The following is a 21390-nucleotide window of genomic DNA, read 5'->3' as shown; positions in this document are numbered from 1 at the left end:
AAGAGACATGAGTCCCCAATCGCAATTCGAACTCCTGCATGCCGAAGGCAGCGCCACGCCGATCAAAGGCTGGGTGCGCGGCGTGCCGCTGGATGACCAGGCCCACGCGCAGCTGCGCAACATCGCCGCGATCCCGTTCGTCGGGCCATGGGTGGCGGTGATGCCGGACGTGCACCTGGGCAAGGGCGCGACCGTTGGTTCGGTGATCCCCACGCGCGGCGCGATCATTCCGGCCGCGGTCGGCGTGGACATCGGCTGCGGCATGGCCGCGGTGCGCACCACGCTGCGCGCGAAAGACCTTCCCGACAGCCTGGCCCAGATCCGCTCGGGCATCGAGCGCGCGGTGCCGGTCGGCAACGGCCGCGGCGGCGAACACCGGAAGCTGCCCGACAGCATTGGCACGCGCATCGCGCAATCCGGATTGATTGAGCGCCTGGACGTGATCAAGCAGAAGCACCGACGGATCCGCACCGACAAGCTGGACTGCCAGATCGGCACGCTCGGCGGCGGCAATCACTTCATCGAGCTGTGCCTCGACGAATCCGATGCCGTATGGGTCATGCTGCATTCGGGCTCGCGCGGGACCGGCAACCTGATCGGCACCTACTTCATCGAGCAGGCGCGCAAGCAGCTCGAACACCGCGTGCTGGGCTTCCATCTGCCCGACCGCGACCTCGCGTTTTTCATGGAGGGCGAGCCGCTGTTCGAGGACTACGTGGAGGCGGTGTCGTGGGCGCAGGACTACGCCCGCGAAAACCGCGAGGCGATGATGGCGCGGGTCCTGGCCGAGCTGCGCCACCGGCTGCCGAAGTTCCAGCTCGAGACGCTGGCGGTGAACTGCCACCACAACTACGTGCAGAAGGAATCGCACGCCGGGCAAGCGGTGTACGTGACCCGCAAGGGCGCGGTGAGCGCGCGGACCGGCGAACTCGGGATCATCCCGGGCAGCATGGGCGCGAAGAGCTTCATCGTGCGTGGGCTGGGCAACGGCGACAGCTTCCACAGCTGCAGCCACGGCGCCGGACGTGTGATGAGCCGCACGGCCGCCCGGCAGCAGATCACGCTGGCGCAGCACCGCGAGGCGACCGCGCACGTCGAATGCCGCAAGGACGCGGCGGTCATCGACGAAAGCCCGGCCGCCTACAAGGACATCGAAGCGGTCATGGCGGCGCAGACGGATCTGGTGGAGATCGTGCACACCCTGCGTCAGGTGGTGTGCGTGAAGGGCTGAGCGGCCACGGCCGCGAGGTCAGGTGAGGCCGCCCGCGAGGGCGGCCTTTTTTCGTGCCGGCCGTGCCGCGAGCGCCGCGCCCGCGGATGAACCGATGCCACGTGCCGCCGGCCATGGCGGCTCGACCCGCTCAAGACCCAACGCAGTGAGGAGGACGTCCGGATGCGGATGCTCGGCTCGCCGGTGATAGCGCACGCCCTCGCGCGGAACGGCACGCTCTTTGGCCTGACGCTCGCCTGCCTGGCCGCCGCGCGACCGGTGCTGCAGCGCCCGCAGGCGCGGTCGCACGCCTTCTTGCTCGACTGAGCCCGGCACCTTGATTGCGGGTTAAGCCCGCCCGGCGCATGCTCCGATTCCAGTCCGATGCGACGTGCGGACCCCGCACGCGAGGGAGTCACCGCCATGAACCGCCGTTCCCTGCCCCTGCTGCTTGCCGCCGCCCTGACCGCGATCGCCGCGCCGGTGCTGGCACGCAGCGACGTGACCGACCCCCAGATCCCGAGGTCGCTGCCCGGCGACAGCCCGGTGTCGGTGCAATGGACCGATCCGGATGCATTCTCCGATATCCGCCAGAGCGGCAATCGCTGGGAGGCGCGCCGCGGCAACTGGGTCGTGCAGATCGCCGAGCACATCCGCCGCCGCGCCGAGCGTGAATTACCTCCGGGCAGCACGCTGGAGGTCACGATCCACGACATCCGCCGCGCCGGCATGTACGAACCCTGGCACGGTCCGCAGCTCGACCATGTGCGCATCGTCAAGGATCACTACCCGCCGCGGATCGATCTGGACTTCGTGCTGCGCGACGCATCGGGCACGATCGTCGCCGAAGGGCCACGCGAGTTGCGCGACATGGGTTTCTTGCAGCGCGCCGGCAGCACCATGAGTAGCGACGCCTTGCGCTACGAAAAGCAACTCGTCGACGACTGGCTGCGACGCGAGCTGCGCCCGGCGCTCGTGCAGCGCTGAGCGCAATGGCCGGCCCCCGACCGGCCTGAGCCCAGACAGCAGAAGGCCGCGCATCTGCGCGGCCTTCTGCGTTGCGGTCCTGCGGAGTGCTAGCGCACCACGTTGAGGAAGTGGATGTGACGCTGGTACTGGTCGAGCACGTCGTGGATCAGCTCGTCGCGACGCCAGCCCATCACATCGTAGTCCTGCCCGCCCTCGCGCAGGTGCACCTCGGCGCGGTAGTAGCGATCGGAGTCCTTCTTGCGCCGGCGCGGGTCGTCGAGCATGAAGCTCGGCGGCTCGTACGACACCGGCCGCACCGAGTAGTAGAAGTCCATCTCCTCGCCATGGCCGACCTGCAGCCACACGCGGCCGTCCTCGCCCTCTTCCACCGATACCTCCAGGCCCTGCCTGCGCAGCTCCGTCGCCACGTCCTCGAACGCCGGCTTGACCTGCGCATGCAGGAACGAGAGCACCTCCTTCTGCAGCGGGTGGTGGGCCAATGCGCGCAGTCGCACCTTCCAGTCGCCGCCGCCTGCCGCGACCGGCGCAATGCGCGCGTCGCGGATGCTCGTGCGCTTCACGACCTCCAACCGCATGGCCTTCACCATGCCCCAGCACATCACGATCATGACCACGGTGAACGGCAGCGCCGAGGCGATCGTCGCGGCTTGCAGCGCGGCCAGACCACCGGCGAGCAACAGCGCGATCGCCACCGCGCCTTCGGCCAGTGCCCAGAAGATGCGCTGCCAAACCGGCGACTCTTCCTCACCCTTGGTGGTGAGCATATCGATGACCAGCGAGCCCGAATCCGACGAGGTCACGAAGAAGATCACCACCAGCGCGGTCGCCAGGCCCGAGGTCAGCGTCGAGAACGGCAGGTTCTCCAGGAACTGGAAGATCGCCACCGAACTGTCGGCCGCCACCGCATCCACCAGTTGGGTCACGCCGTCGACCATGACCATGTGCAAGGCCGTGTTGCCGTAGATGGTCATCCACAGGAACGTGAAGCCCAGCGGGACCAGCAGCACGCCGACGACGAACTCGCGGATCGTGCGGCCGCGCGAGATGCGCGCGATGAACATGCCCACAAACGGCGACCAGGCGATCCACCAGCCCCAGTAGAACAGCGTCCAGCCGCCGAGCCAGCTGGTCGGCTCGTAGGCGTAGAGGTTGAAGGTCATCGAGAAAAGGTTCGACACGTACATGCCGGTGTTCTGTACGAAGGTCTGCATCAGGTAGACCGTCGGCCCGGCGATCAGCACGAACGCCAGCAGCGCGACTGCCATGATCATGTTGAGTTCCGACAGCCGGCGCACGCCACGATCCAGGCCGCTGACCACCGAGCCGGTCGCGATCAGCGTGATCACTGTGATCAGCACGATCTGAGTCGTGGTCCCTACCGCGATGCCGAACAGATAGTTCAGGCCGGCGTTGATCTGGATCACGCCCAGACCCAGCGAGGTCGCCAGACCGAAGATCGTGCCCAGGACCGCGAAGGTGTCGACCGCGTGGCCGATCGGGCCGTGGATACGCTCGCCGATGATCGGGTACAGCGACGAGCGGATCCGCAGTGGCAGACCGTGTCGGTAAGCGAAGTACGCCAGCGACAGCGCGACCACCGCGTAGATCGCCCAGGCGTGCACGCCCCAGTGGAAAAAGGTGATCCGCATCGCCTGACGGGCGGCGGCGACGGTCTGCGCGTCACCAACCGGCGGATCGGCATAATGCATGATCGGCTCGGCGACGCCGAAGAACATCAGACCGATGCCCATGCCCGCCGCGAACAGCATCGCGAACCAGGTGACGTAGCTGTAATCGGGCCGGCTGTGATCGGGCCCGAGCTTGATCCGGCCGAAGCCGCTGAGCGCGATGCCGATGATGAACACCAGAAAGCCCGCCACCGCGAGCACAGTGAACCAGCCCGCATCATTGGCGACCCAGGTCTTGGCGTGGCCGAACGCGGTCTCGGTCGCCTCGGGCACGACGAACGAAAGCACCACCAGGGCCAGCACGATCAGCGCCGACGGGTAGAAGACCGGGCCGAGAATGCGCGAGTGCCAGCGTTCCGGTGGTGCGGCCGGCTCGGCAGCCGGATGCGCGGGAGAGTCGTTCATGGAAAGTCCTTATGCGGGACACGGCGTCGGGTTGCAGCCTGTGCCAGGCGCCGCCGTGTCCAGGTGAAAGCGGCGGCAAGGCCACCGCCGGAACGCGGGCCGGGTCAGCGCCCGGCCCTCGGTCAGAAGTAGAAGCCGACGTTGATGTTGAGCCGGGAATGCCAGCCGTCGTTGGCCGGGTCGCGCACGCCGATGCCCGGACCGCCGGCGAACCACATGTTCTTGCCGGCGATCCAGTCGACGTAGGTCAGCATTACGCCCTTGCCGAAGCTGCAGCCGGTGACGTTCTGGATCGAGTCGCGCAGGCCCGGATCGCCGCCCACCGGCAGCGTCGCGCTGGCATTGTTGTAGCAGGTGATGCTGTCGAACCAGCCCGTACGCTGCACGTCCCAGGCGACATTGAACGTCGGCACGTCGGCCTGCGAGGCGATCTCGAACGGGAACATGAAGGCCGACATCGCGATCCGCGACTCGGGGTTGTCGTAGCGGTAGCGCGCCCACTGCGCCTGCAGCGTCAACGGACCGCGGCGCCACTGTCCGTGCAGCGCCGCACCGGTGTGATCGTGCTTGCGGCCGTCGACGCGATTCTCGATGCGGCCGGCGAATGCCGACGCGCCATAGGCCGTCTCCCAGCCGCCGCTCGTGCCGCTGCGCTCGTAGCGCACGATCGCGCGCTCGCGCTCGCGATAAGGCAGGTCCTTGGTCGTCGCGACATCGAAGGAATAGCGGTCGAAATTGGCGCCGGTGCCGTACTCGTCGCCCGAGAACACCCCCGCATGCCACTGGTGCGCGCCGTGCTGGCGCTGCCAGACCACACCCAGGTCGTAATCGTCCTCGATGCCCAGGTAATACCCGGAGCCGAACCAGAAACTGTGCGAGGCGGTCGGCAGCAGGCCGAACGGGACCTGCTGGACACCGGCGCGAATATCGGACACCGGTCCGCCATCGTGACCATCTTCCAGGCGCCAGCCCGCATAGGCGTGATGCACGGCATCGAAACCGTCGTACCAGCGGTATTGCAGGGAGAAGAACGCCGGGTCGGCATGGCCCTTGGCGTCGACCCGGACCAGTTCGGTCTGCAGGCCGCTGGTCGGCCCGTAATCGAGCCATCCGTAGTTGAAGCGGACCGCGCCGCCAAGATCGAGACTGCGCCCCTGGTCGGCCCCGTCATCGGCCGACACCGCAGGTACCGCACCTGCCAGGACACCACATAACAACCATCTGGAACCACGCATCATCACAACGGGTCTGCCCTCCTCGAATCACTCGTTTAATCGACACGAATCGGCCATTTTAACGATTCGCGGGCGCGACCCCAAATCCTGCATGTCGCGACTGCGCACAAATGCCGGGAAAAACGAGGGGTTTCGCCGCACGAAACGATATGCAACGCGTGCGCGTTGCGATCGATTCCGCTGCTGGAAAGTGCAGACCGCACAGGCGCGCGGCCGCATCCGGGCGCTATCATGAACAACCGGCAATGACGCCGATGTGCAGGCCTGCCATGACCGTCTACGTCGACGATGCGGTGCACCTGTGGCGCGGCGAACGCTGGGCGCACCTGCTGGCGGACACACTCGACGAGCTGCACGCCTTCGCCGCGCAGCTCGGCATCCCGCGCCGCGCGTTCCAGAACCGCACCAGCGGCGCCCATTACGACGTCACCGCCGCGTTGCGCGATCGCGCGATCGCGTTGGGGGCAACGCCGATCTCCCGTCACCACGACCGCGCATTGGTGCGCGCGGTCATCGACAACGCGCGGCGCCAGGGACGCGGCCTGGCGCCCTGAGCGCGGCACCGCAGATGAAGCCGGCGTTCGCCGGCGGTATCCTTTGGCCCTTTCCGATCGCGATTTTCGACCGCCATGACCGATACACCGCCCGACCGCCTGTCCAACGACCCGCGCAGCCCGCACTACGATGCGGACGCGATGAACCGCGGTATCGGCATCCGGTTCAACGGCAACGAGCGCCGCGACGTCGAGGAATACTGCGTCAGCGAAGGCTGGATCCGGGTCGCCGCCGGCCGTGCGCTTGACCGCCGCGGCCAGCCGCTGACGGTCAAGCTCAAGGGCACGGTCGAGCCCTACTTCCACCTCGACGCCTGACCCGACTGGGCACCGCACCGGCGGATCAACTGCCGGCGCGGACCTCGGCCACGATGCGGTCGGCGATCGCCTGCACCTGCTTGGGGGTCATCGGCGCGAAGACACCCTGCCAGGCGCTCGACGTCGTGTCGTAGCTGCGCGTGGCAACGACCCGGCCCCCGGGTTGCTTGACGAACTGCGCGCTGGCCTTGATGTGCGCGTTGCCGGTCATCACGCCCAGGCCGATGCGGGCGCCGGTCGACACATAGCGGTAGCTGTCCACACGCAGTACCACCACGACCCCAGGCGGATCGAGCGTGGCCGGCTGGCTGTCGCGCACGCTGCCCTGCATCCCGGCGGCCGACGTCGCGTTGCGGATCGCCTCGTCCCACAGCGCGCGGAACCGCGACCAGTCGTCCGACGCGCGCGCGGTATCGCTGCCCTCGACCACCAGCACGACCTGGCGCACGTCGCCCCCGAACACGACCGGTTCCTCTGGCACGCCGGCCGGCCGCTGCACCGTGGCCGCACAAGCCGACAGCAGGGCGAGCAGCGCAGTGGCCGCGACAAGACGCAGCGCACGCGGGCGGCGAGCGGCCGCGGATGGGATTTGGGGACAAACGGTCAGCATGGCGATTCCTCCGATGGCGGGCATCGCGGCCGGACCCTCCCCCTGCGCGGCGTCCTGGCGCGCGCGGGCAGCGTAGCGCGATCGCATGCGCAGCGCGTGAACTGGCGCCCGCCTCACAACATGCCGTCGCGCTTGATCGCCAGATACCGTTCGACGAGCGCGGACGGCAGCTGCTCGCCGGTGACGTCGAGCACGGTCACGCGGTGGTTGCGCAGCGCATCGTGCGCGGCCTTGCGCTGGGCCAGATAGCGCGCGGTGGCACCAGCGCGCACGGCGTCGTCGTGATCGCGCACCTGCGCATCGAGTACCTCGTCGAGCGCGCGCTCGCGCAGCGAGGCGACGACGACCAAATGCCGCTTCTGCAGCATGCGCACTGCAGCCAGCACGTCCTCGATGTCCTCGTCGCGCAGGTTGGTCACCAGCATCAGCAGGCCGCGCCGGCGCTGGCGCAGCGACAGTTCGGTCGCCGCGGCGAGGTAGTCGGTCGCCACCGCCTGCGGTTGCAGGTCGTAGCTCACGCGCAGCAGCGTATCGACCGCGCCCATGCCGCGCTGCGGCGCCATCCAGCGCGCATCGCCGCCGGTCGCCAGCAATCCGACTGCATCGCCCTGGCGCAACGCGAGATAGGACACCACGAGCGCCGCATCGAGGGCATGGTCGAAGTGCGACAGCGCCCCATCCTGGGCGAGCATCCGCCGCCCGGTGTCGAGCACGACGATCAACTGCTGGTTCTTCTCGTCCTGGTACTCGCGCGAGATCAGCTTGCGCGCGCGCGAACTGGCCTTCCAGTCGATCTGGCGCAGGCTGTCGCCGACGCGGTACTCGCGCATCTGGTGGAAATCGGTGCCCTCGCCGCGCCGCCGCTTGATGTGGGCGCCGACCAGCCGTGAGGCCTGGTCGGCGCTGAGCAGCGCGAGCCGGGTCAGCGGTGCGAAATTCGGGAACACCCGCACGCGTTGCCGCGCGCCGGCGCTGCGCCGCTGCCGCCACAGCGCCAGCGGCGAGCGCAGGCGCAGCTGTACACCGTCGAATGCGGCCTCGCCGCGCCGGGTCGGACGCAGCCGGTATTCGACCCGGGCGACCGTGCCCGGCGCGAGCCGCAGCCGCCGTGGCAGGCCTGTCGCCTCCCAGTCCGGCGGATGCAGGTCGTGCACGTCCAGGTGCTGCGCGCGCGCGCCGCCCTCGATCTCCAGCACCGCCGGGCGGGCGACGCCGATCGGCCAGGCCTCGGGCACCGTGCGCACGACATCGGGCGTGGGCCGGCGCGCCAGCATCGCCAGGTCGCCGATCGACAGCGCCAACGCCAGCGCACCGATCGCCTGCCACGGCAGCACCGCCGGCGGCCAGAGCGAGGCCGCCACCCCGGCCAGCCCCCAGACCACCAGCAGCCCGATCAGGACCGGCGTCGGCCTCATGGCCGCACTCCGCGTGGGCGAACGCCGGACGTCATCGGCGCGGCGCGTCGACCTTGGCCAGCACCGCCTGCAGGACCTGGTCGGCATCCTGGCCTTCGATCTGCAGCTCCGGCGCAAGCGCGATGCGGTGGCGCAGCGCGGGCGTGGCGATCTCGCGGATGTCGTCGGGCGTGACGAAATCGCGCCCGGCCAATACCGCCTGCGCGCGCCCGGCGCGGATCAGCGCCAGGCTGCCGCGGGGACCGGCGCCCAGCGCGATGCCCGGCCAGCGTCGGGTCGCGCCGGCGATGCGCACCGCGTAATCGACGACCGCGGCATCGACGACGGTCGCCGCCGTGCCCTGCTGCAGCGCGACGATTTCGCCTGGTGCCAGTACCGTCGCCAGTTGCGAAAGGTCGAAATCGGCGGCGACCTTGCCGCCGCTGATCGCGGTCACCATCGCGACCTCGTCCTCGTGCTCGGGGTAGTCGATCAGCACCTTGAGCAGGAACCGGTCGAGCTGTGCCTCGGGCAGCGGATAAGTGCCCTCCTGCTCCACCGGGTTCTGCGTAGCGAGGGTCATGAACGGCGGCGGCAGCTCGAAACTGTGGCCCTCGATCGTGACCTGCTGCTCCTGCATCGCCTCCAGCAGCGCGGACTGGGTCTTGGCCGGCGCACGGTTGATCTCGTCGGCCAACAGCAGGTTGGTGAAGATCGGGCCGCGGCGCACCACGAAGGTCTCGCTCTTGGTGTCCCAGACCGCATGGCCGCTGACATCGCTGGGCATCAGGTCGGGGGTGAACTGCACGCGCGCGAAGTTGCAGCCCAGCGCGGCGGCCAATGCACGCACGAGCAAGGTTTTGCCCAGGCCGGGCACACCTTCGAGCAGCACGTGGCCGCCGGCGAGCAGGGCGACCAGGATCTGGTCGAGCACCTCCGGCTGGCCGATGAAGGCCTTGGCGACCTCGTCGCGGACGGCAGCGGCGCGTTCGGCGAGGGCATCGCCGGTGATCGGCGCGGGCGGGGACACGGGCAGTTCGCTCATGGTCGGGGTCTCGTGAGGTTCGATCGCATCTGGATCAGGCGGGCGATGCGCTGGCGCAGCGCCTTGGCATCGTCGGGACGGGGCGCGAGCAGGGCCTGGCGGACCTCGCGCGGGGACAGGCCGGTACGCGCGGCGATCGCCTCGTCGCGGGCCTCGCCCTCGAGCGAGGCAGCGAGCGGATCGCGTCGTCGCAGGCGCGCCAGGAACGCCTCGCGAACCGCCTCGTAGAGCAGCGGCGCACGGCCGTAGCGCACCAGGTGCTCGCCGCTGGCGCGCACGTGCTCGAGCAGCGCACGACGCGCCGCAGGCGGCGATGGCCGCAAGGGCCCCAGCCGCTGGGTGCGCATCCACAGCCAGGCCGCCAGCGCCAGCAACAGCGGGCCCCAGGCCATCCAGCCACGCGTCAGCAGCAGGTACCACAGCGGCGGCACGCTGGCCGCGTAGACCAGGTGCACGGCCCCTTCGCCCCAGTTCGGCGCCAGCACCTGGCGCGCGAGCATCCAGTGCGGGCCCTCGCGCAACGCGCCATTGGCGAGAAAATCCATGTCGGCAAGCACATCCACCCACCCCTCGCCGACGGCGAAGCGGGCGTAGGCGAGATGGCCGTCCGCGTCGCCCCAGGCCAGCCACGGCTCGGCCGCGTCGAGCTCGAAGCGGCGCCCCCCGCAGAACTCGGTATGTGGCGGCTGGCCTTCGATCCGCAGGTGCTCGCAGACCCCGGGGCCGTCGATCAGCCGTACGCCCAACGCGCCGAGCAAGGTCCGCGGCCGGGTCGCGCCGTCGCGCAGCCGCGGTGGCGGCGTGCGCACCACCAGGTGACCGCCACCGTCGACCCAGCCGATCACGGTCTCGACCTCCGCCGGGGTCATCGCCCCCGGATCGCCGTAGACCAGCAGCGTGTCACGCGGCCCCAGCGCGATCGTGTCCAGGCGCAGGCGCTGGCGCGACTGCGCCGGCACCCCGGCCTCGTGCAGCGCCTGGCGCAACGCGTACAGCGGGTTGTAGGCCGCCTCACCGCGCGGCGGCAGCGTCCGCTCCTCGTCCACGCGCTCGTGAGTGTGCAGAAACCACGCCACGCCCAGCGCCAGCGCGAGCGCCGCCAGCAACCCCAGACCGATGCGCGCCGGCCAGCCCATCAGCACGCCCACCCGAAGCGCGGCGCCAACTGCGCGACCAGCGCCTCGAAGCCGGCGTCGTCGGGCAGCCGCCCGCCGTACGCGGCGCGCTGCCAGACCCGCACCATGCCGGCGAACGCATCACGGTCGCCGACGTCGGGCAGCCGGCGCGACGCCCGCAGGCACTGCGCCTCGGTCGCGCCCGGCACCAGGGTCACGCCGGCCCGTTCGGCCATCGCCTCGACGCTGCCCCGGTAGAGCAGCGCGAGCGCGCGCCGCCGCTGGCCCGCGCGCCACAACGTCCGTGCGGTCGTCACCAGATCGTCGGGCAAGGCTTCGGGCAGCGGCGGCGCCGCATCGACGACGATCTCGCTGGCCTCGTCCGGCGCCGCGAGCCCGTCGCGCATCCACGGCCACCAGCGGCGTGCGGTCAGTGCCAAGGCCAGCACGATCAGGCCGAACACGATCCACAGCCCGTACTCGGCGATCAGCGCGATCGCCTGCGCAATCGCCGCGAATGCGCCGGGGTCGAGCGCACTGCGGTCGCGCGCCGCCTCGTCGCGCGCCTTGGGCTTCCAGCGACGCTCGATCCGCCGGTGGTCGAGCAACGGATCGGCATAGGCGCGCTCGACCGCTTCGCCGAAGTCCCCCTCCGGCGCGAGCTGGTCGTCGAACACGTCCTGCAACGAGACCGCCGCCGCGTCCGTTTTGCGGTCCCGGTCCTCGGGCGTCCAGGTCTTGGTCGGCGCCAGCGGGTCGTCGGCCGGAGCCTGTTGCGCCTGCGACGGCCCGGCGGCCAGCAGCAGGCCCGCCAACAGCGCGACCGCGAAGGTCGAGGCCGCCGGCACGATTCGCGCGCGCAGCCGCCGGAACGCGATCTCCAGGTCCCAGGCCTCGAGCTGCGTACGCCGGTTGAGGTACAGCCCGAACCCGGCGCCCACCTGGAATGGCGCAACCAGACCGATCGCCAGCCACAGCGCCAGGTTGCCCAGCACCTGCGCCCAGCGCGGGGGGTGCTGGGTGATCAGCGCCCACATCGCGCGCGCCGACTCCGACAGCAGCTCGGCCGGCACGAACAGCAGCACCAGCGAGACCAGCGACAACACCAGCACGCCGACGAACATCAGTCCGACGAGGGCCAGCAACAGCGCATGCCCGCCGACGCCGTCGACCAACAGCCGCCGGCGCTGCGCCAGCGCCGGCCCGGTTAGGCCTTCGAGCAAGGCGACCGGCAGCGCCACCGCCCGCCACGGACTGAACCGACGCCAGGTCAGGACGCCGAGCATCGGGCGCCAGCCCCAGCGCAGCTGCGCGGCGAGCGTCTGCTGCATCCGCGGCGCGGCGCCGAACACCGCGCGCGAGAGCACGAACAACGGGATCCGGTCGAGCAGCGGCGCCAGCCACCACAGCGCCAGCGCCGCCAGCCACAGCCGATCGAGGGCCCAGGCCGCGGCATTGACCGCGAGAAACAGCGGCAGCGCGCACGCCAGCCACGGCCCCCAGATCGCGGCCGCGTGCCGCCGCACCAGCGCATTGCCCAGTTCCATCGCTTCCCAGGCGGTGCGAGGCCGCAACTCGACCTGGACGGACTCAACGTGCATCCACGCCCCCGCGCCCACCGCGCCACAGCCACAGCAGCCCCAGCAGCCACAGCCCGCCACCGACCCCGAACCGCACCGGGTCGGGAATCGTCCCGGTCGACGACCAGAACGCCTCGACGAACGCGGCGAACACCAGCATCACCAGGATGCCGATGCACAGCTTCCCGCCATCGCGCCCGGCCTGCACCAGCGCGTCGACGCGCCGCAGCTGTCCAGGCGCGACGAGCGCCAGGCCAAGCCGCAGGCCACCGGCACCGGCGATCACGATCGCGGTGAGCTCGGGCGCCGAATGGCCGACCACGAAGCGCCAGAACGGGCCGCCATGCCCGATCGCCTGCAAGTGGCCGGCCACGACGCCGAAGAACACGCCGTTGAACAGCAGCACGAAGATCGTGCCCACGCCCGCCAGCAGCCCGCTGGCGAAGGTGCGGAACCCGATGCTGACGTTGTTCCAGATGTAGTAACCGAACATCTGCACGTCGGTCTGCCCCGAGCGCTGGAAGGCCATGTCCGCCCCCGCCGGGTCGTACATCGATTCCATCTGCGCCAGTTGCCCGGGCGAAAGCACCGTATAGGCCAGCTCCGGCCACTGCAGCACCAGCCCGAACAGCAGCCCCATCGGCAAGGCGAACAGCGCCAACGACGCCCACAGGCAGCCACGCTGGGCGCGCACCAGGCGCGGGAACTCGGCCAGCAGGAACAGCAGCGCGCGCCGCCACGGCGGCGGCGGCGGTCGGTACATCACCGCATGGCCGCGCTGCATCAGCGCCTGGAGCCGGGCGGTGAGCTGCGGGCTGTAGCCGCGCCGGCGCGCGAGCGCCTGTTGCTGGCACAGCCGGCGGTAGCGCGAGGGGATCTCCTCATCGCTCAGGCCGTCCCAGCCGCTGCGGTGGCGACGCGCGCGCCAGGGGCTGGCCGCGCGGGCATCGAGCCAGCGCTCGAAGGCGTCCCACTCGGCCGCATGCCGGGCCACGAAGCTGTCCTGCCTCATGCGCGGCGCCCCAGCAGCCAATTCGCGATGCCCAGCAGGCGCAGCACGCCCACCTCGCCGCGCGCACCGGTCACCGGCGCGACCACGTCGGCCAACTCCTGCTGGCGCCCGGGCGTGAGCGTGCGCGCGCGCTCGGCGAACGCGATCACCGCGATCTGCTCGTGCGCCTGCAGCGGCACGGCCGGGGCCTGCGGCTGCAGTTCCAGCGCAGTCGGCAGGGTGCGCTCGCGCGGCGCATGGATCACCAGCGTGCCGGCCACCATGTCGCCCAGCCGTCGGCTCCAGGGATCGGCCAGACAGGCCACCAGCCCGGCGCCGTAGCCCATCGGCAGCATGTCGACGGTGCGCATCAGGTTGCGTACGAAGCTGGCCATCCAGCCGATCGGCGCGCCGTCGGCCGAGACCACGCGCAGCGACAACGCGCGCTTGCCAGGCGTCCGGCCGCCGGCGAGGGCCTCGAACAGCACCGGGTAGCCCCAGAAGATCACGAACAGCGTGACCATGTAGACGCCCGAGCCGACCCGGCCCAGCAGCCCGAGCACGATCGCGGCGGCCAGCAGCAGGACGCCGCGGATGCCCAGATCGATCAGCCAGGCGACTGCACGCGGCACCGGGCCGGCGGCCGGCAGTTGCAGCGCCACCCCTTCGGGGGTGTGCACCTCGCGCACGGTGTCGAGCAGGGCCACGGGCGCCTGCGCGCGCGCTGCTGCCGCTGCCTCCGTGCGCCCCTGCTCCGTGCCGGCCATGCCGCGTACGTCGTCCCGCTCAGGCCGCCATCGCGGCCAGATACTCGTCCTTGAGGCGGACGTAGTGCGCCGCGCTGTAGCGCAGCCCTTCGATCTGCGCCTCGGTCAGCCGCCGCACGCAGCGCGCCGGGTTGCCGACCCACAGCTCGCCCTCGCCGATCTCCCGCCCCGGCGGCACCACCGCGCCGGCGCCGATCATCGCGTGGCGGCCGACGACGACGCCGTCGAGCACGATCGCCCCCATGCCCACCAGGACCGCATCGCCGATCGTGCAGGCATGCAGGATCGCCTTGTGGCCGACGGTGACGTCGCTGCCGACGATCGTCGCAAAGCCGCCGAGCTTGGCATGCGGGCCGGCGTGGCTGACGTGGATCACCGTGCCGTCCTGCACGCTGGTACGCGCGCCGATGCGCACATGGTTGACGTCGCCGCGGATCACCGTGCCGGGCCAGACCGAGACGTCGTCGCCCAGGTGCACGTCGCCGATCACGGTGGCGGCCGGGTCGACATAGACGCGGGCGCCGAGCTGCGGCGCGATGGTGCGATAAGGGCGCAGGTTCATCGCGCGAGTATGCCTGCCCGGCCGCGGCTTTGCCCCATCGCGCCAGAGCCCCGACGCGGCGATACGCTCATCGCGACCCGATCCCGGGGCCGCGCGCGCGAGGGCTCAGCGCGCCGGCGGCAGCCGGTACCAGCCGCGATCGTAGGCGAGCGAGCCCCATAGCGCCTGCGCTTTCGCCTCGCGGGCCAGCGTCGGCGACAGCGCGGCCGGACGCAGCACGCCCGCACCGGGCTTGTAGTGGTACTGGCTCGGCGGCTTGTCCGGCTGGAACACGACCACATCCTCGCCCTGCAGCCAGGCGAAGTTGCGGTCGTACTGCATCAGCGCCCGTCCAGGCAGGGTCATGTCGGGATCGGAAAGGTCGCGGCCGGTCATCGGTGTGGCATCGCCGATCCCGATCAGCGACAGCAGCGTCGGCCCCAGGTCGATCTGGCTGGCGATGCGGTCGTCGCGGCGCGGCGCGATGCCTTGGCCCAGGATCAGGCCGGGGATGTGGAAGTTGTCGATCGGCACCAGGTCGCGCCCGAATACGCGCGAGTCGTGGTCGGCCACCACCAGGAACACCGTGTCCTGCCAGTAGTCGCTCGCCATTGCCCGCGCGAAGAAGCCGCCCAGTGCATGGTCGGCATACTTGGCCGCGTTGTCGCGGGAGTGCACCGGTTGGGAGTACGGCGTGATGCGTCCTTCCGGAAACTCGAAGGGGTCGTGATTGCTCGAGGTGAACACCAAGCCGAAGAATGGCGAGCCCTGGGCATGCAGACGGGCGAACTCGCTGTCGGCGCGCGCGAACAGGTCTTCGTCGGAGACGCCCCAGGCGCCGACGAAGGTCGGCGCGCGGTAGTCGCGCTGCTCGATCACCCGACCGAAGCCATTGCCCAGGAAGAACCCGCGCATGTTGTCGAAGTGGCTCTCGCCGCCGTAGTAGAACGTGGTGTCGTAGCCGTGCCGGCGCAGCACATCGGCCAGGGTGAAGAAGCCATGCTGGCTGCGTTGACGCTTGACCACGGCCTGCGCCGGGGTTGGCGGGAACCCGGCGACAACCGCCTCGATGCCGCGCACTGAGCGGGTACCGGTGGCGTAGAGTCGGGTGAAGGCCCAGCCCTGCCCGCTGAGCCGGTCGTAGTGGGGCGACAGAGGACGCCCGCCCAGGCTGCCGATGAACTGCGCGCCGAGGCTCTCCTCGAGCACGATGACGAGGTTCTTCGGGCGGCCCTGCCAGCTGGGCGTGCGCGCGGCGAGCGTGGGAATCGCCGGATCGGTGAACGCGTCCGCCGGCAGGCCGGTGCCGCGGCGCACGGCTGCGAGCACCTCCGCATCGGGCAGGTCGCCATACAGCGCCTGTGCGCTGTCCTCGTGGCGCAGCCACCCGCGCACGGCGTCGCCCAGCGAGTAGAACGAGTTCAGAGGCAATGTGTTGACCGTGGGATCGCTGCTGAAGGCCAGCATCGACGGATTCATCGGCCGATGGCCCAGCGTCGAGCGCACCCCCAAAGCCGCGAGCACGAGCACCAGCAGCGCCAGCAGCGCACGTGCCGGCAGACCGGCCGACGGCACTTCGTCCCGCAGCCACCAACGGCGCGCGAGGCGGGTACTGCCCCAGGCCGCCAGGCCGGTCAGCACCAGCACCCCGATGGATTCCATCAGGCGGCCGCCGACCAGCATCGACAATACTTCGCGCGGATACACCAGGTACTCGACGAACAATCGGTTGGGACGCAGCCCGTACTCCTGCATGAAGCCCGGTGTCGCCAACTCCAGACCGGCCAGCAGCGTGGCCCCTGCGGCCAGCCAAGCGATCGCCGCCCAGCGCAGCGCGCGCCAGGCAAGGACGCGCGCGGGCAGCAGCACCAGCAGCGCGGCGAGCGGGCCGAACAGCAGGCAGATGCTGGCGATGTCCACGCGCACGCCCTGCAGCAGCACGGGCCCCCAACCGTCGACATCGGAGACCCTGGCGTGGTGCCAGCCCGCCAGGCCGAGGCGCGATACGCTCAACACCAGCATGCCGAGCGCGCAGATCCCCAGCACGGGGCGGAGCCGGGTCAGCGTCCCGCGCAGCCTTGTCATAACGACTCCATCCGCCAAAGGGAGAGGCGGTCGATCTAGGATCGCCACCCGCTTGTCGGAAGCGCATGGGAAAGATGTCGGAAATCTGTCGTAACCCGGCGGCCGCCGGCCGTATCATCGGACGCGAATGCAGGACTCGCTGCCGTGGGAAGAACCGATGCGACTGCTCGTGGTCGAGGACAACCGCAACCTCGTCGGCAACCTGTTCGAGTATTTCGAGCCGCGTGGCCATGAGATGGACGCCGCGCCGGACGGCATCGTCGGTCTGCATCTGGCGGTGACCCAGCGCTACGACGCGATCATCCTGGACTGGATGCTGCCGCGACTGGATGGCTGCACGCTGCTGCAGCGGCTGCGCGAGCATGCGATCGACACGCCGGTGATCATGCTCACCGCGCGCGACGACCTGCACGACAAGCTCGTCGGCTTTCGCGCTGGCGCCGACGACTACCTGACCAAGCCCTTCGCGCTGCCCGAGCTCGAGGTCCGGCTCGATGCCGTGCTCGCGCGCGCAGGCGGCCGGCGCAGTCCGCGTGCGCTGCAGATCCACGACCTGCGCCTGGACTTGGACACCCTGGAGGCCACACGTGCCGGCCAGGTCCTGCACCTGTACCCGGCCGGGCGCAAACTGCTGGAGATGCTGATGCAGGCCAGCCCCGCGGCGGTCGAGCGCCGGCTCCTGGAGCACGCGCTGTGGGGGGACGCACCGCCCGATGGCGACATGCTCCGTTCGCACGTCTACGACCTGCGCCGCAGCGTCGACGGCCCATTCGCGGTCAAGCTGATCCGCACGCTCCCGCGCTACGGCTACCGGCTCGTCGCACCGACGGATGCGTGCGTGCCCGGATGAGCCGGACCCGCAGCCTGCGCACCCGCATCCTCTACTGGCTGGCGGCCTATGCGCTGCTGCTGGCCGCCGCCGTGTCGCTGCACGGCCTGCTGGTCAACGAGTACGCCGAGAGCCTGCTCTGGGATTCGATGCTGCGCACCGAGTTCACCCAGCACCTGAAGCGACGCAGCAGCGACCCGGACTATCGGTGGAGCGACTCCGACAGCCTGCGGCTGTACGTGGACGAGGCCGACGCGCTGCCGGAAACACGTGGGCTGCCCGATGGGATCCACGAGATCAAGTTCGCGGACGGCGCCGAGATGCTGGCACTGGTGGAGCATGTCGATGGCGTGCGCCATGTGCTGACGCTGGACATCACCGAGATGGAACGCGAAGAGGACCGGCTGACGTTGTTGATCCTCGGCTCATCGGTGCTCATGGTGCTGGTGATGGGCGCAGTGACGGCCGTCGGACTGGGACGCGCTCTGCGCCCGCTGACGACGCTGGCGCGCGACATCGCCGAACTGTCGCCCGACCGCGCCGGACAACGTGTCGTGCCCGGGCCGCAGGCCAGCTCGGAACTGGAGGTCATCGCCGCCGCGCTCAACGACTACCTGCAGCGCAACGAGCGCTTCGTCGAGCGCGAGCGGGCGTTCATCCGTACCGCCAGCCACGAGTTGCGCACGCCGGTGGCGGTGATGTCGGGGGCCGCCGAACTGGCACTCGATGTCCCCGACGTGCCCGCCACGACTGCGCACCAACTGCGGCGCATCCGGCACACGGCCCACGACATGGACCGCCTGATCGCACTGCTGCTGGCCTTGGCGAAGGATCCGGCGCGCCTGCTGCAGGCCGGGCAACCGATCGAGCTGTCGGCCTTGCTGCCGGCGATCGTCGACGACCACCGCCACCTCACCCGCGACAAGGCCCTGGAGATCGTCGTGCACGTGCCGCAACCGTGCACGATCCTCGCCCCGCCCGGCGTGGTTCGCGCGACGGTAGGCAACCTGCTGCGCAACGCGATCGAACACAGCGACGACGGCCGCATCGAAATCGTCCTGCATGCCGATGCGACCGTCGTCATCCGCGACCCGGGCCACGGCATGTCGCCCGAGCAGATCAGCACGATCTACTCGCGCATGGCGCGCAGCGCGGCCCCCGTGGGCGACGGCATCGGCCTGGAACTGATCGCCCGCGTCTGCGAACACCTGGGCTGGGCGCTGGAGATCGACTCGGCGCCGGGCGGCGGCACCACCGCAACGCTGCGCATGCACGCGTCCGACAGCGCGCGTTGAGCGGCATTCGCACGGTCCGCTGAACCGCACGGTGCGAACCAGCGGTGGGCGATGCACGGCGCCACGGCACGGCCTGATGCGGCAGTGCCACGCCCCTACGCGTGTCCTAGCTGTTCAGACCCGCGAGTAGCACACGCATCCGGCGCCCGACGCCTCCGCTGACGGACGCGTGCAGCGCCGCCGGAAAGTCCGCGGGCAGTGCGCGTTCGAGCGACGCCAGCGCAGCATCCACTCGGGCGGCGATGTCTTCGATCGCATGGCGCACCAGCGAGGGCGCCAGTCCCGCCGCGTCGCCCGTCTGGAAGAAGTGCCGGGTTTGGATCTCGTCGATGCGGTAATGATTGTGGTGGCCGACCGACATGGCGAGCTTCATCTGCTTGCGTTCGATCTGCCTCGCATCGAGGCTGAGCTGCGCCGTGAGCACGTCGTACATCGGGGTCAACGCATAGCCGCCGCCCGGGTGCAGGAAGATGCTGAAGTTCTTGGCGTGGCCGTCGGTTGCACCCATCAGCCAGAAGATCAATTGCGCCTGGAGCAATGTGCGGTGATCGTCGGCGGGCGCGTCGGCGCCCTTCAATAGGTCCGCGATTGCCACGAAGCCAGGACCGCCGTGACTCTGATACTTGCGCGCCGGCGGAACGGACAACGCCTGGCAACAATCCTCCTGCGGCAGACGAACCAGGCGGCCTTGGCTCCAGACGCGGTCGAAACGCTGGACGACCAATGCCTTGGTCTGACCGAACGTCACGATCTCCGCATGGGCGACCGGCAAACCGAGGTGGCCGAGCAAGCGGAGGCAGTAGAACTCGTTCTCGACGCTGTTGGACAGATCGATGCCATTGGGCAATTGGCCGATCTGCGGCTTGATCAGATGCGTGGTCGGCGTGGTGCCATGCGGCTTCAGCCATTGTCCGTCCAACTGCAGCAGCGCTGTCTTCTCCTGCGCGCCGGCAACCGAGATCCGGAAGTCGTCATCCCGGCGCAGCCCCAACGGGGCCTGCGCCAGCGATTTGAGCAGTTGTTCGATGGCCGCCTCGTCGACCGCTTCGCCCGAAAGCCGCGACGTATCGATCGGCGCCGCATCACCGGCGATGAACTGCAGGGCGCCGATGCAGTCCCGGCCGATCTCGGCCAGCAGGCTGTAGGCATCGATGCCGTCAGCACCGACCTTCTCGGCCACGCGCTTTCGTAGCTCGTCCGAGTCCGGCAACAGGTTCTCGAACACCGCGACGACCGGCTCACCCCGCCAGGGGTCCTCGCGCAAAGGTAGCGACAGCGAGACCGGGAAGGCCTTGCTGCCGCGGTCCAGCCACGCGCGGTCGTAACGGAACTCGATCGCGCCGCTGGGCTCTTTTTGCAGATGTCCGACCAGCCGGTCGTTCTGGTAGACGCGTAGCGGCGGATGTCGGCGTGCCCGGGCCATGCTCAGACCAGGTCCAGGGGGTCGGCCCCACGGCTGCGGGCGGCGATCCGCAGTTCCAGATCGAGTGCCGCCAGCACGGCGAGCACCGTGTCGAGCCGGGTCGCCGGATTGCCGGTCTCGATCAACGAGATCGTCTCCTGTCGCAGGCCGACGCGCTCACCCAGCGCGCGCTGGCTCATGGCAAGGCGCTTGCGGTGACGGCGGATGGTGGCGCCGATCTGCTTGGGGGTACGGGCCAGGTCGTGCATCGCGGTCTCCTTGGCTCAAGACTATGCGCCAATCGCGATAACTTGGCAATATCGGAATCAGCGCATATTTAGAAATTATTAGCCAATCCCGATAATTATGCTTTATGGTGCTTGGCGCATAGGATGTCGCGCTCGCGTTGTCGCACCAGGCCCCCGGCCTCTCCAAGACATCAACAAGTGACCCACTGAATGAAGATCGCCAGCTGGAACGTCAATTCGCTCAATGTCCGCCTGCCGCACCTCGAGCAGTGGCTGCGCGAGGCGCAGCCGGACATCGTCGGGCTGCAGGAAACCAAGCTCGAGGATGCGAAGTTCCCCGACTCGGCGCTCGCCGCACTCGGCTACCGCAGCGTGTTCTCCGGCCAGAAGACCTACAACGGCGTCGCACTCCTGGCGCGCGAGCGCGCGATCGCCGACGTCCAGATCGGCATCCCTGGCTTCGAGGACGACCAGAAGCGTGCGATCGCGGCGACGATCGACGGCGTGCGCGTGATCGACCTCTATGTCGTCAACGGCCAGGACGTAGGCACCGAAAAGTACGCCTACAAGCTGCGCTGGCTCGAGGCGGTGCACGACTGGGTCGCACGCGAACTGACAGCCCATCCGCAGCTGGTGGTGCTGGGCGACTTCAACATCGCGCCCGATGCGCGCGACGTGCACGACCCCGAGGTCTGGAACGACAGCCACATCCTCACCTCGAGCGCCGAGCGCGAGGCCCTGCGCCGGCTGCAGGCACTGGGCCTGCACGATGCGTTCCGGCTGCACCACGCGCAGGGCGGGATCTTCAGCTGGTGGGACTACCGCCAGGCCGCGTTCCGCCGCGACCTCGGCCTGCGCATCGACCTGACCCTGGTCTCCGACGCCCTGCGCGACCGCGCGCTGGCCTCCGGGATCGACCGCGAGCCGCGCACCTGGGACCGGCCCAGCGATCACGCACCGGCCTGGGTCGAGCTGCGGCTGGACCCGTAGCCGCGCGAAGACGCAGACAACACGCGCCGCACCGACACGGCTCCAAAACCGGGGTCAGAGTGCAATTTCGCCTCGCAGAATTGCACTCTGACCCCGGT

The 21390-nt window shown here is 69.8% G+C and carries 21 protein-coding genes; 8 read left to right on the top strand and 13 right to left on the bottom strand.

Annotated features, from left to right (window positions below):
- Positions 1–7 precede the first annotated feature (7 nt).
- From ABE488_RS14455 to ABE488_RS14445, 3 genes are all read left to right on the top strand, one after another.
- Positions 8–1231, top strand: a complete 1224-nt coding sequence (locus ABE488_RS14455) for an RtcB family protein (protein WP_346449069.1) — start codon at positions 8–10, stop codon at positions 1229–1231.
- A 162-nt stretch (positions 1232–1393) separates the two neighbouring features.
- A complete protein-coding gene (locus ABE488_RS14450) occupies positions 1394–1537 on the top strand; it encodes a hypothetical protein (RefSeq protein ID WP_346449068.1) in 144 nt (47 codons plus the stop codon).
- Positions 1538–1633: 96 nt separating this feature from the next.
- Entirely contained in the window at positions 1634–2197 is a 564-nt protein-coding gene (locus ABE488_RS14445; protein WP_346445147.1) for a DUF3016 domain-containing protein, read from the top strand.
- A gap of 89 nt (positions 2198–2286) precedes the next feature.
- On the opposite strand, the gene betT is transcribed toward ABE488_RS14445, so the two are convergent.
- Entirely contained in the window at positions 2287–4293 is a 2007-nt protein-coding gene (gene betT, locus ABE488_RS14440) for a choline BCCT transporter BetT (protein ID WP_346449067.1), read from the bottom strand.
- 122 nt (positions 4294–4415) lie between these two features.
- Positions 4416–5474: a hypothetical protein gene (locus tag ABE488_RS14435; RefSeq protein WP_346449066.1), complete on the bottom strand. Its 1059-nt coding sequence runs from the start codon at positions 5472–5474 to the stop codon at positions 4416–4418.
- A gap of 323 nt (positions 5475–5797) precedes the next feature.
- Here ABE488_RS14435 and ABE488_RS14430 point away from each other — a divergent pair, with 323 nt between their 5' ends.
- Together ABE488_RS14430 and ABE488_RS14425 are read left to right on the top strand one after the other, a co-directional pair.
- Positions 5798–6082 (top strand): DUF4031 domain-containing protein, encoded by a 285-nt coding sequence (locus tag ABE488_RS14430; protein ID WP_346445144.1) that lies wholly within the window; start codon positions 5798–5800, stop codon positions 6080–6082.
- A gap of 75 nt (positions 6083–6157) precedes the next feature.
- Entirely contained in the window at positions 6158–6400 is a 243-nt protein-coding gene (locus tag ABE488_RS14425; RefSeq protein WP_241944342.1) for a DUF3297 family protein, read from the top strand.
- Between the two features lie 25 nt (positions 6401–6425).
- Here the strand turns inward: ABE488_RS14425 and ABE488_RS14420 are convergent, their stop codons facing one another.
- From ABE488_RS14420 to ABE488_RS14380, 9 genes are all read right to left on the bottom strand, one after another.
- Positions 6426–7010: a hypothetical protein gene (locus ABE488_RS14420; protein WP_346445143.1), complete on the bottom strand. Its 585-nt coding sequence runs from the start codon at positions 7008–7010 to the stop codon at positions 6426–6428.
- A gap of 113 nt (positions 7011–7123) precedes the next feature.
- A complete protein-coding gene (locus tag ABE488_RS14415; RefSeq protein ID WP_346445142.1) occupies positions 7124–8425 on the bottom strand; it encodes a DUF58 domain-containing protein in 1302 nt (433 codons plus the stop codon).
- Positions 8426–8456: 31 nt separating this feature from the next.
- Positions 8457–9449 carry a MoxR family ATPase gene (locus ABE488_RS14410; RefSeq protein WP_346445141.1) on the bottom strand — a complete coding sequence of 331 codons (993 nt, stop codon included), beginning with the start codon at positions 9447–9449 and terminating at the stop codon, positions 8457–8459.
- On the bottom strand, positions 9446–10585 hold the full coding sequence (locus tag ABE488_RS14405) for a DUF4350 domain-containing protein (protein WP_346449065.1): 1140 nt from the start codon (positions 10583–10585) through the stop codon (positions 9446–9448). Before ABE488_RS14405 ends, ABE488_RS14410 begins: the two co-directional genes overlap by 4 nt.
- A complete protein-coding gene (locus tag ABE488_RS14400) occupies positions 10585–12165 on the bottom strand; it encodes a DUF4129 domain-containing protein (RefSeq protein ID WP_346449064.1) in 1581 nt (526 codons plus the stop codon). Before ABE488_RS14400 ends, ABE488_RS14405 begins: the two co-directional genes overlap by 1 nt.
- Entirely contained in the window at positions 12155–13156 is a 1002-nt protein-coding gene (locus tag ABE488_RS14395; RefSeq protein ID WP_346449063.1) for a stage II sporulation protein M, read from the bottom strand. The genes ABE488_RS14400 and ABE488_RS14395 overlap by 11 nt, the downstream gene beginning before the upstream one ends.
- Positions 13153–13902, bottom strand: a complete 750-nt coding sequence (locus tag ABE488_RS14390; RefSeq protein ID WP_346449062.1) for an RDD family protein — start codon at positions 13900–13902, stop codon at positions 13153–13155. The genes ABE488_RS14395 and ABE488_RS14390 overlap by 4 nt, the downstream gene beginning before the upstream one ends.
- 19 nt (positions 13903–13921) lie before the next feature.
- The gene (locus ABE488_RS14385) at positions 13922–14464 is read right to left on the bottom strand and encodes a gamma carbonic anhydrase family protein (protein WP_346445136.1); all 543 of its coding nucleotides are present in this window, start codon (positions 14462–14464) and stop codon (positions 13922–13924) included.
- A gap of 105 nt (positions 14465–14569) precedes the next feature.
- Positions 14570–16528 carry an LTA synthase family protein gene (locus tag ABE488_RS14380; protein WP_346445135.1) on the bottom strand — a complete coding sequence of 653 codons (1959 nt, stop codon included), beginning with the start codon at positions 16526–16528 and terminating at the stop codon, positions 14570–14572.
- A 157-nt stretch (positions 16529–16685) separates the two neighbouring features.
- Between ABE488_RS14380 and ABE488_RS14375 the strand changes: the two genes are divergently transcribed.
- Both ABE488_RS14375 and ABE488_RS14370 read left to right on the top strand, forming a co-directional pair.
- Positions 16686–17378, top strand: a complete 693-nt coding sequence (locus ABE488_RS14375) for a response regulator transcription factor (protein ID WP_346449061.1) — start codon at positions 16686–16688, stop codon at positions 17376–17378.
- A complete protein-coding gene (locus ABE488_RS14370) occupies positions 17375–18652 on the top strand; it encodes a HAMP domain-containing sensor histidine kinase (RefSeq protein WP_346445133.1) in 1278 nt (425 codons plus the stop codon). The genes ABE488_RS14375 and ABE488_RS14370 overlap by 4 nt, the downstream gene beginning before the upstream one ends.
- A 106-nt stretch (positions 18653–18758) precedes the next feature.
- Here the strand turns inward: ABE488_RS14370 and ABE488_RS14365 are convergent, their stop codons facing one another.
- Positions 18759–20075, bottom strand: a complete 1317-nt coding sequence (locus ABE488_RS14365) for a type II toxin-antitoxin system HipA family toxin (RefSeq protein ID WP_346449060.1) — start codon at positions 20073–20075, stop codon at positions 18759–18761.
- 2 nt (positions 20076–20077) lie between these two features.
- Positions 20078–20323 carry a helix-turn-helix domain-containing protein gene (locus ABE488_RS14360; protein WP_337244651.1) on the bottom strand — a complete coding sequence of 82 codons (246 nt, stop codon included), beginning with the start codon at positions 20321–20323 and terminating at the stop codon, positions 20078–20080.
- Positions 20324–20512: 189 nt separating this feature from the next.
- On the opposite strand from ABE488_RS14360, the gene xth reads away from it, so the two are divergent.
- Positions 20513–21292 (top strand): exodeoxyribonuclease III, encoded by a 780-nt coding sequence (gene xth / locus ABE488_RS14355; RefSeq protein WP_346449059.1) that lies wholly within the window; start codon positions 20513–20515, stop codon positions 21290–21292.
- Positions 21293–21390 lie beyond the last annotated feature (98 nt).

Origin of the sequence: Luteimonas sp. TWI662 (assembly GCF_039673825.1) — a bacterium.
Lineage (GTDB): Bacteria > Pseudomonadota > Gammaproteobacteria > Xanthomonadales > Xanthomonadaceae > Luteimonas.
The sequence above is the reverse complement of the archived record's forward strand: the minus strand, read 5'-3'. Positions and strand labels throughout refer to the sequence as shown.

Excerpts from the sequence above, each read along its gene's own strand:
- ABE488_RS14385 (WP_346445136.1), bottom strand. The coding sequence starts at position 14,464 with ATGAACCTGCGCCCTTATCGCACCATCGCGCCGCAGCTCGGCGCCCGC.
- ABE488_RS14410 (WP_346445141.1), bottom strand. The coding sequence starts at position 9,449 with ATGAGCGAACTGCCCGTGTCCCCGCCCGCGCCGATCACCGGCGATGCC.
- xth (WP_346449059.1), top strand. The coding sequence starts at position 20,513 with ATGAAGATCGCCAGCTGGAACGTCAATTCGCTCAATGTCCGCCTGCCG.
- ABE488_RS14370 (WP_346445133.1), top strand. The coding sequence starts at position 17,375 with ATGAGCCGGACCCGCAGCCTGCGCACCCGCATCCTCTACTGGCTGGCG.
- betT (WP_346449067.1), bottom strand. The coding sequence starts at position 4,293 with ATGAACGACTCTCCCGCGCATCCGGCTGCCGAGCCGGCCGCACCACCG.
- ABE488_RS14450 (WP_346449068.1), top strand. The coding sequence starts at position 1,394 with ATGCGGATGCTCGGCTCGCCGGTGATAGCGCACGCCCTCGCGCGGAAC.
- ABE488_RS14420 (WP_346445143.1), bottom strand. The coding sequence starts at position 7,010 with ATGCTGACCGTTTGTCCCCAAATCCCATCCGCGGCCGCTCGCCGCCCG.
- ABE488_RS14390 (WP_346449062.1), bottom strand. The coding sequence starts at position 13,902 with ATGGCCGGCACGGAGCAGGGGCGCACGGAGGCAGCGGCAGCAGCGCGC.
- ABE488_RS14380 (WP_346445135.1), bottom strand. The coding sequence starts at position 16,528 with ATGACAAGGCTGCGCGGGACGCTGACCCGGCTCCGCCCCGTGCTGGGG.
- ABE488_RS14360 (WP_337244651.1), bottom strand. The coding sequence starts at position 20,323 with ATGCACGACCTGGCCCGTACCCCCAAGCAGATCGGCGCCACCATCCGC.
- ABE488_RS14425 (WP_241944342.1), top strand. The coding sequence starts at position 6,158 with ATGACCGATACACCGCCCGACCGCCTGTCCAACGACCCGCGCAGCCCG.
- ABE488_RS14430 (WP_346445144.1), top strand. The coding sequence starts at position 5,798 with ATGACCGTCTACGTCGACGATGCGGTGCACCTGTGGCGCGGCGAACGC.
- ABE488_RS14445 (WP_346445147.1), top strand. The coding sequence starts at position 1,634 with ATGAACCGCCGTTCCCTGCCCCTGCTGCTTGCCGCCGCCCTGACCGCG.
- ABE488_RS14395 (WP_346449063.1), bottom strand. The coding sequence starts at position 13,156 with ATGAGGCAGGACAGCTTCGTGGCCCGGCATGCGGCCGAGTGGGACGCC.
- ABE488_RS14405 (WP_346449065.1), bottom strand. The coding sequence starts at position 10,585 with ATGGGCTGGCCGGCGCGCATCGGTCTGGGGTTGCTGGCGGCGCTCGCG.
- ABE488_RS14400 (WP_346449064.1), bottom strand. The coding sequence starts at position 12,165 with ATGCACGTTGAGTCCGTCCAGGTCGAGTTGCGGCCTCGCACCGCCTGG.
- ABE488_RS14375 (WP_346449061.1), top strand. The coding sequence starts at position 16,686 with ATGCGACTGCTCGTGGTCGAGGACAACCGCAACCTCGTCGGCAACCTG.
- ABE488_RS14455 (WP_346449069.1), top strand. The coding sequence starts at position 8 with ATGAGTCCCCAATCGCAATTCGAACTCCTGCATGCCGAAGGCAGCGCC.
- ABE488_RS14415 (WP_346445142.1), bottom strand. The coding sequence starts at position 8,425 with ATGAGGCCGACGCCGGTCCTGATCGGGCTGCTGGTGGTCTGGGGGCTG.
- ABE488_RS14365 (WP_346449060.1), bottom strand. The coding sequence starts at position 20,075 with ATGGCCCGGGCACGCCGACATCCGCCGCTACGCGTCTACCAGAACGAC.